Genomic DNA, 13,385 nt, shown 5'->3' with positions numbered 1-13,385 from the left:
ATGCCGTGCTGCTGACCCTGGTTATCGTTTACCTGCTGATCACCATCGGCATCGGCCTGCTTGCCGCCCGGCGCGTGAACAACTCGGCGGACTTCGCCATTGCCGGGCGGCACCTGCCGCTGTACATGATCATCACCACCACGTTCGCCACGTGGTTCGGCTCGGAGACGGTGCTGGGCATTCCGGCCAAGTTCATCGAAGGCGGGCTTGGCAACGTGGTGGAAGACCCCTTCGGCGCGGGCTTCTGCCTGATCCTGGTGGGGCTGTTCTTCGCGGGCAAGCTCTACCGCATGACGCTCTTGACCATCAGCGACTACTACCGCGAGCGCTATGGTCGCGCGGTGGAGGTAGTCTGCTCGCTCATCATCATGCTCAGCTACCTGGGCTGGGTGTCGGCGCAGGTCACGGCGCTGGGGCTGGTGTTCAACCTGCTGTCGGGCGATGCCATCAGCATCCCGGTAGGCATGGTCATCGGGGTGGTGTCCATCCTGGCGTACACGCTTTTTGGCGGCATGTGGTCGGTGGCCGTCACGGACTTCATCCAGATGATCATCCTGGTGGTCGGCCTGGCCGTGATCGCGGTGTTTGCGGGCAATATGGCCGGCGGGGCCGACAAGGTGATCGAGTTCGCGTCCAACCGCGAACTGTTCCGCTTCCTGCCCGAGCCCAAGTTCCACGACATGGTGTTCTTCGTCGCCGCTGGCATCACGATGATGTTCGGCTCCATCCCTCAGCAGGACGTGTTCCAGCGCGTGATGTCGGCCAACAACGTCCAGGCGGCCACGCGCGGGCCGGTCATCGGCGGCATCTGCTACATCCTGTTCGCCTTCGTGCCCATGTTCCTCGTGGCCAGCGCGCTCATCATCATGCCCGGCGAGACGGCGGCGCTGCTCAAGGAAGACCCCCAGAAGGTGCTGCCCACGCTGGTGATGGCCAAGATGCCGTTCATCATGCAGGTGCTGTTCTTCGGCGCACTGCTGTCGGCGCTCAAGTCCACTGCGTCGGCCACGCTGCTGGCCCCGAGCGTGACCTTCACCGAGAACATCTGGCGCCAGTTCAAGCCCCACAGCTCCGACAGCGAGCGCCTGCTCACCATGCGCATCACCACGCTGGTGTTCAGCGGCTGCGTGCTGGCCTATGCCATCTACATGCAGGGCACGTCGATCTATGAGCTGGTGTCGGGCGCCTACCAGGTGCCGTTGGTGGGCGCGTTCGTGCCACTGGTCTTCGGCCTGTACTGGAAGCGCGCGACCACGCAGGGTGCCATTGCCGCCATCGTGCTGGGCCTGGGCACCTGGCTGCTGTTCCTGGCCACGCCGGTGGGCGCCGTGTTCCCGGCGCAACTGGCTGGGCTGCTGGCGGCGCTGGTGGGCATGCTGGCGGGTTCGCTGGCCCCCCAGGCCATCCGCAACAGCCACGCATCCCACCACCCGCTGGTGGGCGCCGACTGACGGCCCCGCAGGAAGCGGGCGCGTGCATCCCATGCCCGGGCTGCGCGCGGCCTGCGGAGGGTAGGGGCATGCCGCCGCCTATAATTGAGGGTTTTGCACTTTCCCTCCACACGCTGACATGCCTATTTACGCCTACAAATGCGGCTCCTGCGGCCATGCCAAGGATGTGCTGCAAAAAATCTCCGACGCTCCCCTCACGGTATGCCCCGCCTGTGGCGCGGAGGCATTCTCCAAGCAGGTGACGGCCGCTGGGTTTCAGCTCAAGGGCTCAGGCTGGTACGTGACGGATTTTCGTGGCGGCAACAGCGGTGGCGGCGGCACTTCCGCGCCCGCTACCGATACCAAGACGGACTCGGCACCCGCCGCTGCGTCCGCCACCGGCACTGGCGATGCACCCAAGAAGGAAGCAGCTTCCCCCAGCACGGCCAGCGCCGGCAGCAGTTCTTCGTCGTCCACCTCCTCCACGAGCTGATCGAGACGATTCATGTCTGCTATGCGCAAATGGCTGCTGACCGGGCTCCTGGTGATCGTGCCAGGTGTCATCACCGCGTGGGTGCTCCACTGGATCGTCAGCACCCTCGACCAGACCTTGCAGATCCTGCCTGTGGCATGGCATCCGGACAAGGTGCTGGGCTTTCATATCCCCGGCTTCGGGGTGGTGCTCACGCTGCTGATCCTGCTGGTGGTGGGGGCAGTGGCCAGCAACTTTGCAGGGCGCAAGCTCGTGCAGTGGGGCGATGCCCTGGTGCACCGCATTCCTGTGGTGCGCTCCATCTACTCCAGCGTCAAGCAGGTGTCGGACACGCTGTTCTCGGAGAGCGGCAACGCCTTTCGCACGGCGGTGCTGGTGCAGTGGCCTCGCGAGGGCGTCTGGACGGTGGCCTTCGTCACCGGCGCGCCCAATGGCGAAGTGGCGGCCTACCTGCGCGACGAATTCGTCAGCGTCTACGTGCCCACCACGCCCAACCCCACGGGCGGCTACTTCGTGATGGTGCGCAAGAGCGATTGCGTCGAGCTCGAGATGAGCGTCGATGCTGCCCTCAAGTACATCGTGTCGATGGGAGTCGTTGCGCCGCCTGACATCACGGCCGCACACCCGTCCTCGCTTCAGTAGTAATCGTCTATCTTTTATCGATGCGCCCACGAGGCGTTGAAAGTTCTGCCATGGCCATGCGCTCCCACTATTGCGGTCTTGTGACCGAAGCCCTGATGGGCCAAACCGTCACCCTGTCGGGCTGGGTGAACCGTCGCCGCGACCATGGCGGCGTGATCTTCATCGACCTGCGCGACCGCGAAGGCTACGTGCAAGTGGTCTGCGACCCGGACCGCGCCGAGATGTTCAAGACCGCCGAAGGCGTGCGCAACGAGTTCTGCGTGCAGGTCGTGGGCCTGGTGCGCCCCCGTCCGGACGGCACCACCAACGACAAGCTCAAGAGCGGCCAGATCGAAGTGCTGTGCCACGAGCTGAATGTGCTCAACCCCTCGGTCACGCCGCCCTTCCAGATGGACGACGAGAACCTGTCGGAGACCACGCGCCTTACCCACCGCGTGATGGACCTGCGCCGCCCGCACATGCAGCGCAACATGATGCTGCGCTACAAGACTGCCATCCAGGTGCGCAACTTCCTGGACAAGGAAGGCTTCATCGACATCGAGACGCCCATGCTGGGCAAGAGCACGCCCGAAGGCGCGCGCGACTACCTCGTGCCCAGCCGCGTGCACGACGGCCAGTTCTTCGCTCTGCCCCAGTCGCCCCAGCTGTACAAGCAGATGCTCATGGTGGCCGGCTATGACCGCTACTACCAGATCACCAAATGCTTCCGAGACGAAGACCTGCGCGCTGACCGCCAGCCCGAGTTCACGCAGATCGACTGCGAAACCTCGTTCCTGGGCGAAGAGGAAATCCGCGCAATCTTCCAGCGCATGATCACGGAGGTGTTCCAGACCCAGCTGGGCGTGGATCTGGGCGAGTTCCCCATCATGACGTACCAGGAGGCAGCTTTCCGCTTCGGCTCGGACAAGCCCGACCTGCGTGTGAAGCTGGAATTCACCGAACTGACGGAAGTCATGAAGGACGTGGACTTCAAGGTGTTCTCCGCCCCCGCCACCACCAAGGGTGGCCGCGTGGTGGCCCTGCGCGTGCCGGGCGGCTCGCAGATCTCGCGTGGCGAGATCGATGCCTACACCGAGTTCGTCAAGATCTACGGCGCCAAGGGCCTGGCCTGGATCAAGGTCAATGAAGTGGCTAACGGTCGCGAGGGCCTGCAGTCCCCCATCGTCAAGAACCTGCACGACGCGGCCATCGCAGAGATCCTCAAGCGCACCGGCGCCCAGGACGGCGACCTGCTGTTCTTCGGCGCAGACAAGGAAAAGATCGTCAACGACTCCATCGGCGCCCTGCGCCTGAAGGTGGGCCACAGCGAGTTCGGCAAGAAGAACGGCCTGTTCGAGAACCGCTGGGCGCCACTGTGGGTGGTGGACTTCCCCATGTTCGAGCACGACGAGGAAGAAGACCGCTGGACGGCCGTGCACCACCCCTTCACGAGCCCCAAGGATGGCCACGAGGACCTCATGGACACCGACCCGGCCAAGTGCCTGGCCAAGGCTTACGACATGGTGCTCAACGGCTGGGAGCTGGGTGGCGGCTCGGTCCGTATCCACCGCGCCGATGTGCAGAGCAAGGTGTTCACCGCGCTCAAGATCTCGGCCGAGGATGCGCAGGCGAAATTCGGCTACCTGCTGGACGCGCTGCAGTACGGCGCGCCCCCGCACGGCGGCCTGGCCTTCGGCCTGGACCGCTTGATCACTCTGATGACCGGCGCCGAGTCGATCCGCGACGTGATCGCCTTCCCCAAGACGCAGCGCGCACAGGACCTGCTGACCCAGGCGCCTTCGCCCGTGGACGAAAAGCAGCTGCGCGAGCTGCACATCCGCCTGCGCAACCCGGACGCCATCAAAGCGGCCTGAGCCGGCGGCACGGCGCACCCCTGTCACCTCCATGACCGGGCGCACTGACAAAAAGCGGCAGCGGCCTGAGGCCGGTGCCGCTTTTTTATTCGTGCCAGCCAGCGCGCATATCCATCGCTCCCTCATCGAACCCTTACGAGGCATGCCCATGCGTTCTTTCGTGAAAACTCCGCCTGCGAGCCTGTGTCTGTGCATGGCCCTGGCAGCGCTGATGGTCGCCGGCTGCGGCGAAAAGAAGACCGAGCTGGGGGAGGGTGGCTCGGTGGTGTCCGGCTCCGCAGGACCCGCGGGCGCGCAGGGGGCCGACAAATCTCTCACCACGTGTCCGCAGCCGGTGGCCACGCTGGCGCTGGCAGAGAACCCGAACGGCTACACCGTCTCCAGCAGCTACAACCTGCCCGCTTCGCCCGTGCCGCTCATCCGGCTGATCGCTCAGCAAAGCGGGTGTTTTCGGGTGGTGGACCGTGCAGCCGGGCTGCGCGGCACCATCAAGGAGCAGGAGCTCAAGGACGCCGGCGTCCTGCGCCAGAACTCCACCGTGGCCAAGGGCAAGGGCTACGAGGCGCAATACACCCTGACCCCCAGTCTCACCTTCAGCGAGCAGGACGCGGGCCGCAGCATTGCGGGGGTGATCGCCATGATTCCGGTGCTGCGCGACATCGCCGGGCTGGCGGGCCTGGCCGAGCAGGTCAAATTCAAGGAGGCGCAGACGGCCTTGCTGCTCACCGACAACGAAACCACCGAGCAGGTGGCCGCCGCGACCGGTGCCGCGCGCACCACCGACCTGGGCGCGGCGGGCCTGCTGTGGGGGCGCATGGGCGGCGCAGGCGGCGCGGGCTGGAGCAACACGAACGAAGGCAAGGTGATCGCGGCCGCCTTCCTCGACTCGCACAACAAGCTCGTCACCCAGGTGCAACTGCTGCAGGCCAAGGAACTGCCGCCGCCGGTGGCCACGCGCAAGCCGTAGCGCGGCGGCTGGTGTGCCGGACCATGACATCGCCGCCATCTCCACACGGGTCGCCAGAACTGCGCCCTTTCAAGCTCCCGGAATCTGTTCTGGTGGTGATCCACACGCCGGCACTCGATGTGCTGCTGATGCGCCGCGCCGATGGGGGCGAGCACTGGCAGTGCGTCACTGGCAGCAAGGACAGCCTGGATGAACCGTGGCACGCCACGGCGGCGCGCGAGGTGCAGGAAGAGACCGGCATGGACGTGAATGCACCGGGCTGCGTGCTGAGCGACTGGTATCTGGAGAACGTGTACGACATCTGGCCGCAGTGGCGCCACCGCTATGCCCCGGGCGTGGTGTTCAACCGCGAGCGGGTGTTCGGGCTGTGCGTGCCGCAGGGCACGCCGGTAGCGCTCAGTCCGCGCGAACACGTGGCCTTTGAATGGCTGCCGTGGCGCGAGGCGGCGGACAGGTGCTTTTCCTCCTCGAACGCGGAAGCCTGCCTGCTGCTGCCGCGCTTTGTGTAGGCCCTCGCGGCTCGCAGAGTGGCTGGGGACGGTCATGGAGGCCGCAGGCGCAGCGGGTCCGCCGGGTCTGCCACATCCACTGGATCTTCGGGCACTACCGCATAGGTCAGGCTGTCACGCGGCGGTGGGGCGATGCGCGAGGGCTCGTCTGCGTTGCCGCGCGTGCGCAGCACCACGCCGCCGGGGCGGCGGTCGCTGTCCTGCCCCAGCGTGGCGCGGGACGGGGCGGAGCCCACGCGTGCGCGCAGCGCGTCGATGGCCTCCTGCAGCGGGTCGGGCTCGGCCATGCGGGCGCGGTGGCGCAGCAGCACTTGCTGGGACATGTCCAGCAGCTTGGAGTTGAGCGTCTGCCCGGCGTGCTGCATCAGCTGCGACACGGCGCCTGCCGGATCGCCCGCCAGGCTTTGTGCCATGGCGGCCTCGGCGGTCTTGTTCACCTGCAGCAGGCAGTCGCGCACGGCGTCGCTGTAGGGGGCGTGCAGGTTGCAGGCATTGGCCAGCAGCTCGGTCAGCCCGCGCGTGTTGGCATAGCGCATGCCCAGCGCCCGCACCCAGCTGTCGCCTTCGGACAGGTCGATGGACGTGGCCGCCAGCACGGCCAGCAGGCTGCCCAGGTTGCAGGCCGCCTCGAAATCGAAGCTGCTGGAGGTGATCTCTCGTGCCATGCTGCGCACCGACTCCACGGCCTGCGAGAACTGGCGCTGTTGGATGAGCTGCAGTGCGCGCGATACGCTGGCAAAGCGCTGCAGGCGCACACTGGAGGGGTGGCGCTCCAGCACGCGGGCAAAGTCGGCCATGCAGCGCTCGATGCCCTTGCGGTCGTTCTCCGCGAAGTACGCGAACGTGAGCAGCACCAGTGACTGGAAGTCGAACAGCTTGGAGTCGATGCCCAGGATGGCAGCCCGCGACAGCACCTTGGTCGCGGTCTCGCGGTCGCCCATGTAGTACGACATCATCCCCAGCTTCTGCAGCCGCACCACGGAGTCGGGCGTGAGGCCGCTGGCCGTGCGGTAGGTCTCTATGGCCTGCGCGAAGTTGCCCAGCTCCACCTGCGCGCGCCCCAGTACGTCGTAGGCATCGGCAAAGGACGCGTCCTCGCCGATGAGCTCCTGCAAGGTGGTGATGGCGCGCGCTGCCTGGCCCGACTCGATCTGCGCGCGTGCCACGCCGAGCTTGGCCCACGGCAGGGCGCGGGCGGCGATCACGGCCTCGAACAGTGTGCGCGCCTCGTCGTGGCGGGACAGCCGCAGCAGCAGTTCGGAGCCGATGCGCGCCGCATACAGCCAGTAGGGCTTGCGCGCCTCGAACCGCTCCACGCACAGGCGCGCTGCGCTTTCGAAATCCTCGGCCTCAATGGCGTCGAAGATGGGCTTCAAATGCACCTTGCGCAGGCGCGCCAGGCTCAGGCGCTCGAAGAGCGCGCTCGGGGTGAAGGGCTTGAGCAGATAGCCGTCGAGCGCAGACTCCGCGGCCTCGGCCACCGCCGCGTAGGACGCCTCTGCGGTAACCATGAAGAACACGGTGGAAAACGGCAGCAGCTGCGCGCGCCGCAGATCGTCCAGCAGGGTCTGGCCCGAATACCCTGTCTCGCCGAAATACTGGTCGCACAGCACGTAGTCGAACACGGTGTGTTCCAGCCGGCTGCGCGCGTCCTGCACGCGGCTGCACTGCACGATGCGGGTCACTCCGTACTCGCGCAACTGGCCCACCAGGATGCTGCGCGAGGTGGCGTTGCTGTCGACGATCAGCGCCAGGACCGGGGCAGGGGCGGAGGGGTCGTTCTCGGTAGCCAAGGGTGTGTACCGATCTAACGTGGCGGGAAGTTGTATGCAACCAAGTGTAAGACGGGGGGCATCGGCATGGTGTCGGACAAACCCGCAGCGTATGCGGCTTGCGACACAATCAGGCCATGGAACACGACGATATTCTGCGGGTGGCCACGTACAACATTCACAAGGGTGTGCAGGGTGTCGGCCCCACGCGCCGGCTGGAGATCCACAACCTGGGACTGGCGGTGGAGCAACTCGATGCCGACATCGTGTGCCTGCAGGAAGTGCGCAAGCTCCACCGGCGAGAGGCCGCGTACTTCCAGCGCTGGCCCGAGCTGCCCCAGGCCGAATACCTGGCTCCCGAAGGCTATGAGGCCGTCTATCGCACCAACGCCTTCACCAAGCATGGCGAACACGGCAACGCCCTGCTTTCGCGCTGGCCCGTGATCGGGCACCAGCATGAGGACATTTCCGACCACCGCTTCGAACAGCGCGGCCTGCTGCACGTAGAGGTGGATGCGCACGGGCGCCGCATCCATGTGATCGTCGTGCACCTGGGGCTCATTCCGGGCAGCCGCGTCCGCCAGATCGAGCGGCTGCAGCGCTTCATCGAACGCGAGGTGCCCTCCGGCGCGCCGGTGGTGGTGGCTGGCGACTTCAACGATTGGGGCCTGCAGATCAAGCGCATGCTGGCGGGGTTCTCGCTGTACGAGTTCGACGCGCCGCGCGCCTTCACCTACCCTGCTCGACTGCCGCTGGCCCAACTGGACCACGTGTACGTGCGCGGGCTCACCCCGCTTTCGCTGAACGTACCGCGCGGGCGCATCTGGTGGCGCATGTCCGACCACCTGCCGCTCATCGCTGAATTCAGGCTGTGAAAGCCCCCCTTGAGTCGCTTCGCGCCTTTCCCCGCAGGGGGACGTCGCCCTTGGCCTGGCGAAGCCAGTTCCACGGAGCCACTGGCGTGGGCCGCGCCACTTTCCACGATCGCTGGCGTTCCGTTGCACGGAAGGGGGGGCGATGAGCAAGAAGTTGATGTTTCGGGCTAGAAGAACGGAATTTTCTGACGATCACCGCGTGCGCCTGCTGCAGGGTGCCGAGGAGCTATTTCCCGCTTTGGTCCAGGCCATGGATGCCGCGCTGTCGGACATCCAGTTCGAGACCTACATCTTCGACTTCACCGGTGCGGGCGCCGATGTGGCCCAGGCGCTCATGCGGGCTGCGCAGCGCGGCGTGCGCACGCAACTGGTGGTGGACGGCGTGGGCACGGGCGCGCTGCCGCCGGAGTGGGCCGAGCGCATGGAGAACGCTGGCGTGCAGTACCGCGTGTACTCGCCGCTCGGGCCCCTGGGCCTGCTGCTTCCGCACCGCTGGCGCCGGCTGCACCGCAAGCTCTGCGTGGTGGACGGCTGCACGCTGTTTTGCGGTGGCATCAACGTGCTCGACGATTTTCACGACCCGAACCATGGCCGGCTGGATGCCCCGCGCTTTGACTTTGCCGTGCAGGCCACCGGCAGCCTGGTGACGGCGGCCAGCGAGACCATGGACCAGTTATGGTGGCGCATGCAGGCCGTGCGCGATGCCCGCGAGCGCCGCCTGCCCGAGGCGCTGCAGGCCCTGCGCGCAGCCAGTGCAGCCAAGCATGCCGCCGAAGCGGCGGACGGCGCGGTGCCCCCCATGCGCGCCGCGCTGCTGCTGCGCGACAACGTGCGCAATCGCAGCCGCATCGAAAAAGCCTACCGCCGCGCCATCGGGTCGGCTCGGCACGAGGTCATCATCGCCAACGCCTACTTCATGCCCGGCGGCAAGCTGCGCCGCGCGCTGGTGATGGCGGCGCGCCGCGGCGTGCGCGTGCGGCTGCTGCTGCAGGGGCGCTACGAATACTTCATGCAGTACCACGCGGCCCGCCCGGTGTATGGCGCGCTGCTGGACGCGGGCGTGGAAATCCATGAATACGCGCCGAGCTTTCTGCATGCCAAGGTGGCGGTGGTCGATGCGATGGGCGAGCGGCCCTGGGCCACGGTGGGCTCGTCCAACCTGGACCCCCTGAGCCTGCTGCTGGCGCGCGAGGCCAACGTGGTGGTGGAAGACGCCGCGTTCGCCGCCGACCTGCGCCAGCGCCTGGTCGACGCCATGCAGCACGCAGGACGCCGCATGGACCCGGCGCGGTACGCGGGCCGCCCGTTGCGCCAGCGCGTGCTGGACCGGATCGCGTTCGGCCTGATGCGGTTGGCGCTGTGGATTACCGGAAAAAACTATTAGCCCCCCTGAGCGGCTGCGCCGCTTCCCCCGGAGGGGGACGCACCCGGTGGCCCGGCAGAGCCGGTTCCACGGGTGCACTGGCGTTGGTGGCACGCCAGTTTTGGAGTGCTGCGGGAAAAGCGCGGCAGGGCCAGTGCGCCTCGCTGCGTATCGCTATCTATTTGATAGCTATTGGCGCTTGTCCATCAAGCGGTAGAGGCCAAAAACCTTTGAAATCTGCGGCCTGGCATTCGCTGTTACGATTCTGGCCATGTCCAGTCCTTCAGCCGCCGATATGACGACGCCCATTCCGCAGGATGACGAAGGCACGCCCGTCTCCGTCAAGATCCGCGAGCGCCTTGCTGCTGCCCGCAAGCGCTTTCATGCCAACGACAACATTGCCGAGTTCATCGAGCCCGGCGAGCTCGAGAAGCTGCTCGACGAGGTCGAGGCCAAGATGCAGGGCGTGCTCGACAGCATGGTGATCAACACCGAGGGCGACCACAACACCCACAACACCGCTCGCCGCGTGGCCAAGATGTACCTGAACGAGGTATTCAAGGGCCGCTACGTGGCGCAGCCGCCCATCACCGAGTTTCCCAACGCCGAGCACCTGAACGAGCTGATGATCGTCGGCCCCATCACTGTGCGCAGTGCGTGCAGCCACCACTTTTGCCCGGTCATCGGCAAGATCTGGATCGGTGTCATGCCCAACGAGCACACCAACGTGATCGGCCTGTCCAAGTACGCGCGCCTGGTGGACTGGGTCATGGGCCGGCCCCAGATCCAGGAGGAGGCCGTGGTGCAGCTCGCCGACCTCATCATGGAGAAGACCCAGCCCGACGGCCTGGCCATCGTGATGGAGGCCAGTCACTTCTGCATGTCCTGGCGCGGTGTGCGCGAGATGGACAGCAAGATGATCAACTCAGTGATGCGCGGCGTGTTCCTCAAGGACCCGGCGCTGCGCCGCGAATTCCTGTCCCTCATCCCCGGAAAGAACTGACCATGCTCGTACGTCTGCTTTACGCCAGCCGCGCTGTGGACACATCTCCCGCCGCCATCGAAGCCATCCTCACGCAATCGCGCCAGCACAACCCGGGCTGCGGCATCACCGGCGTGCTGTGCTACGGCGGCGGCGTGTTCCTGCAGGCCATCGAGGGCGGGCGCTCCGCAGTGAGCGACCTGTACGGCCACATCCAGAAGGACCCGCGCCACAAGAACGTGGAGCTGCTGCACTACGAAGAGATCTCGGAGCGGCGCTTCGGCGGCTGGACCATGGGGCAGGTCAACCTGTCCAAGATCAACCATTCGATTTTGCTCAAGTACTCCGAGAAACCCGAACTGGACCCGTATGCGGTGTCGGGCAAGGTGTCGTTTGCGCTGCTCGAAGAATTGATGGCCACGGCCTCCATCATCGGCAGGGCCTGAAAAGTTGGGGTGCTTGGCTACTGCGCGGCCACATCCCGGGTCTGCGGTACTCGCCGCACGGGAGTGCGGCTGCGTTCCTCAACCCAGGCTGAGGCCGCTCGCTACGCCAATCACTCCCACTTTTTGTTGATTTATTGCTGACCAGATACCTTGGGCCGCAGTTGCCGATGCACTGCGGCCTTTGTCGTTGAATGGATGTGTAACTCGTGACGCTCACTGCCTTCGCCCTCATCATCCTCGCCGGCCTCATCCACGCGTGCTGGAACATCGTGGCCAAGAAGGCCGGGGGAGATTCGCGGTTCGCGTTCTTCACCTCGGTGTTGATGATGCTGTTCTGGGCGCCGCTCGGGTGGTACCTGGGGCGCGACGCGGTGCCGCTGTGGGGCGCCGTGGAATGGGGCTTCGTGGCGGCCAGCGGGCTGCTGCATGTGGCGTATTTCGTGATCTTGCTGCGGGGCTACCGCGTGGCCGACCTGACGGTGGTGTACCCGCTGGCGCGGGGCTCGGGGCCGCTGCTGTCGTCGCTGGTGGCCATCACCGTGCTGGGCGAGCGCATCTCCGCGCTGGGCGCCTTGGGCATCGTGGGTGTGGTGGGCGGCGTGTTCCTCATCGCGGGCGGTCCGGGCCTGCTGCGAGCGGCGCACGACCCTGCGGCGCGAGAGCGGGTGCACAAGGGCATTGCCTACGGGCTGCTCACAGGCGCATTCATTGCCAGCTACACGGTGGTGGATGGCTATGCCGTCAAGATCCTGCTTCTGTCACCCATCCTTGTGGACTACATGGGCAACTTCGTGCGCGTGGCGCTGCTTGCGCCGGTGGTGCTGCGTGACCTGCCCACCGCCCGCACCCTCTGGCTGGCGCAGTGGCGCTTTGCGCTGCTGGTGGCGGTGGTGAGCCCCGTGGCCTATGTGCTGGTGCTGTATGCGATGCGCGAGGCGCCCATGTCCCACGTGGCGCCAGCGCGCGAAGTGTCCATGCTGTTCGCCGCGCTCATCGGCGGGCACCTGCTGGGCGAGGGCGACCGGGCCGCCCGCATCTGCGGTGCTCTGTGCATCGCTGCGGGCGTCACGGCCCTGGCGCTGGGCTAGCACGGCATGGCGGAGCCTACGGCCCCTCTGCTGCTCGGCTGCGACTTCTCCAGCAGCCCCGGCCGCCGCAAACCCATCGTGCTGGCGCTGGGGCGCAGCCATGGTGCGCGCGTGCAGTTGCAGGCGCTGGAGCGCTTCGAGACGCTCGCGGCTTTCGGCCAATGGCTGGCACAGCCGCCTAGGGAGGAGGGGGGCTGGGTGGGCGGGTTCGACCTGCCTTTCGGCCTGCCGCGTGAGCTCGTGCAGGCGCTGGGCTGGCCCACAGACTGGCCCGGCTGCATGCAGCACTACCGCAGCCTGAGCCGCGAGCAGATCCGCGCGGAGTTTGCGGCGTTCTGCGACGCGCGCCCCGTGGGCGGCAAGTTCGCGCACCGCGCCACCGATGGGCCGGCGGGCTCGAGCCCGTCGATGAAATGGGTGAACCCGCCCGTGGCCTACATGCTGCATGCGGGCGTGCCGCTGCTGATCGATGCGGGCGTGCATCTGCCCGGCCTGCATGCGGGCGATCCGGGCCGCGTGGCGCTGGAGGCCTACCCTGGTCTGCTCGCGCGCGAGGTGCTGCAGCGGCGCAGCTACAAGAGCGACGACCGTGCCAAGCAAACGACCGACCGGCTGATCGCCCGCAAGGACCTGGTGAACGCGCTGGAGATGGGCCAGACCCGCCTGGGCCTGCGCCTGAAGCTCAGCCATGCGCAGCGTGACGCATTGGTGGATGATGCGAGCGGCGACAGCCTGGACGCCGTGCTGTGCCTGCTGCAGGCCGCCTGGGCGCAGCAGCGCCATGCCGAGGGCGACGGGCTGTACGGGCTGCCACCGGGACTTGATGCGCTGGAAGGCTGGATCGTGACGACGCCCATGCCGGTGCCGGCAGGCGCGCCCCGGTCCGATGGGCATTCGAAAAAGCAGGATTGACAGTTCGCGCCGGGATTGTCGAGGGGTCGCGCGAGGCTTCGACAAGCTCAGCC

General features: G+C 66.6%; 13 protein-coding genes. 12 read left to right on the top strand and 1 reads right to left on the bottom strand.

The annotated features are described in order from the left end of the window. Window positions 1-5 precede the first annotated feature (5 nt). The 6 genes from KW835_RS02220 (at window position 6) to nudB (ending at window position 5,894) form a co-directional block, all read left to right on the top strand. Window positions 6-1,451: a sodium:solute symporter family protein gene (locus tag KW835_RS02220; RefSeq protein WP_218380638.1), complete on the top strand. Its 1,446-nt coding sequence runs from the start codon at window positions 6-8 to the stop codon at window positions 1,449-1,451. Between the two features lie 118 nt (window positions 1,452-1,569). Further along, the gene (locus tag KW835_RS02215) at window positions 1,570-1,923 is read left to right on the top strand and encodes an FmdB family zinc ribbon protein (RefSeq protein ID WP_218380637.1); all 354 of its coding nucleotides are present in this window, start codon (window positions 1,570-1,572) and stop codon (window positions 1,921-1,923) included. A 12-nt stretch (window positions 1,924-1,935) separates the two neighbouring features. Continuing rightward, window positions 1,936-2,565, top strand: coding sequence for a DUF502 domain-containing protein (locus KW835_RS02210; protein WP_218380636.1), 630 nt, complete (start codon window positions 1,936-1,938; stop codon window positions 2,563-2,565). 50 nt (window positions 2,566-2,615) lie between these two features. Beyond that, on the top strand, window positions 2,616-4,418 hold the full coding sequence (aspS, locus tag KW835_RS02205; RefSeq protein ID WP_218380635.1) for an aspartate--tRNA ligase: 1,803 nt from the start codon (window positions 2,616-2,618) through the stop codon (window positions 4,416-4,418). A 148-nt stretch (window positions 4,419-4,566) separates the two neighbouring features. Continuing rightward, complete coding sequence (locus tag KW835_RS02200; protein WP_218380634.1) at window positions 4,567-5,385, top strand: CsgG/HfaB family protein; 819 nt, start codon at window positions 4,567-4,569, stop codon at window positions 5,383-5,385. Window positions 5,386-5,408: 23 nt separating this feature from the next. Next, window positions 5,409-5,894, top strand: a complete 486-nt coding sequence (nudB, locus tag KW835_RS02195; RefSeq protein WP_218380633.1) for a dihydroneopterin triphosphate diphosphatase — start codon at window positions 5,409-5,411, stop codon at window positions 5,892-5,894. Window positions 5,895-5,926: 32 nt separating this feature from the next. On the opposite strand, the gene KW835_RS02190 is transcribed toward nudB, so the two are convergent. Next, on the bottom strand, window positions 5,927-7,687 hold the full coding sequence (locus KW835_RS02190) for a tetratricopeptide repeat-containing response regulator (protein ID WP_218380632.1): 1,761 nt from the start codon (window positions 7,685-7,687) through the stop codon (window positions 5,927-5,929). A gap of 116 nt (window positions 7,688-7,803) precedes the next feature. Between KW835_RS02190 and KW835_RS02185 the strand changes: the two genes are divergently transcribed. The 6 genes from KW835_RS02185 (at window position 7,804) to KW835_RS02160 (ending at window position 13,332) form a co-directional block, all read left to right on the top strand. Continuing rightward, window positions 7,804-8,541 (top strand): endonuclease/exonuclease/phosphatase family protein, encoded by a 738-nt coding sequence (locus KW835_RS02185; protein WP_218380631.1) that lies wholly within the window; start codon window positions 7,804-7,806, stop codon window positions 8,539-8,541. Between the two features lie 142 nt (window positions 8,542-8,683). Then, window positions 8,684-9,925, top strand: a complete 1,242-nt coding sequence (gene clsB, locus KW835_RS02180) for a cardiolipin synthase ClsB (protein WP_218380630.1) — start codon at window positions 8,684-8,686, stop codon at window positions 9,923-9,925. A gap of 250 nt (window positions 9,926-10,175) precedes the next feature. Continuing rightward, window positions 10,176-10,907, top strand: coding sequence for a GTP cyclohydrolase I (folE, locus tag KW835_RS02175; protein WP_218380629.1), 732 nt, complete (start codon window positions 10,176-10,178; stop codon window positions 10,905-10,907). A gap of 2 nt (window positions 10,908-10,909) precedes the next feature. Beyond that, window positions 10,910-11,332 carry a BLUF domain-containing protein gene (locus KW835_RS02170; RefSeq protein WP_218380628.1) on the top strand — a complete coding sequence of 141 codons (423 nt, stop codon included), beginning with the start codon at window positions 10,910-10,912 and terminating at the stop codon, window positions 11,330-11,332. Window positions 11,333-11,538: 206 nt separating this feature from the next. Continuing rightward, on the top strand, window positions 11,539-12,420 hold the full coding sequence (locus KW835_RS02165; RefSeq protein WP_218380627.1) for a DMT family transporter: 882 nt from the start codon (window positions 11,539-11,541) through the stop codon (window positions 12,418-12,420). Window positions 12,421-12,426: 6 nt separating this feature from the next. Continuing rightward, window positions 12,427-13,332: a DUF429 domain-containing protein gene (locus tag KW835_RS02160; protein WP_218380626.1), complete on the top strand. Its 906-nt coding sequence runs from the start codon at window positions 12,427-12,429 to the stop codon at window positions 13,330-13,332. Window positions 13,333-13,385 lie beyond the last annotated feature (53 nt).

The organism is Acidovorax sp. sic0104, from assembly GCF_019219095.1.
GTDB lineage: Bacteria > Pseudomonadota > Gammaproteobacteria > Burkholderiales > Burkholderiaceae_C > Acidovorax.
This window is presented reverse-complemented; position numbering and strand designations above follow the sequence as displayed.

Excerpts from the sequence above, each read along its gene's own strand:
- folE (WP_218380629.1), top strand. The coding sequence starts at position 10,176 with ATGTCCAGTCCTTCAGCCGCCGATATGACGACGCCCATTCCGCAGGAT.
- KW835_RS02185 (WP_218380631.1), top strand. The coding sequence starts at position 7,804 with ATGGAACACGACGATATTCTGCGGGTGGCCACGTACAACATTCACAAG.
- KW835_RS02215 (WP_218380637.1), top strand. The coding sequence starts at position 1,570 with ATGCCTATTTACGCCTACAAATGCGGCTCCTGCGGCCATGCCAAGGAT.
- KW835_RS02200 (WP_218380634.1), top strand. The coding sequence starts at position 4,567 with ATGCGTTCTTTCGTGAAAACTCCGCCTGCGAGCCTGTGTCTGTGCATG.
- KW835_RS02170 (WP_218380628.1), top strand. The coding sequence starts at position 10,910 with ATGCTCGTACGTCTGCTTTACGCCAGCCGCGCTGTGGACACATCTCCC.
- KW835_RS02210 (WP_218380636.1), top strand. The coding sequence starts at position 1,936 with ATGTCTGCTATGCGCAAATGGCTGCTGACCGGGCTCCTGGTGATCGTG.
- aspS (WP_218380635.1), top strand. The coding sequence starts at position 2,616 with ATGGCCATGCGCTCCCACTATTGCGGTCTTGTGACCGAAGCCCTGATG.
- clsB (WP_218380630.1), top strand. The coding sequence starts at position 8,684 with ATGAGCAAGAAGTTGATGTTTCGGGCTAGAAGAACGGAATTTTCTGAC.
- nudB (WP_218380633.1), top strand. The coding sequence starts at position 5,409 with ATGACATCGCCGCCATCTCCACACGGGTCGCCAGAACTGCGCCCTTTC.
- KW835_RS02160 (WP_218380626.1), top strand. The coding sequence starts at position 12,427 with ATGGCGGAGCCTACGGCCCCTCTGCTGCTCGGCTGCGACTTCTCCAGC.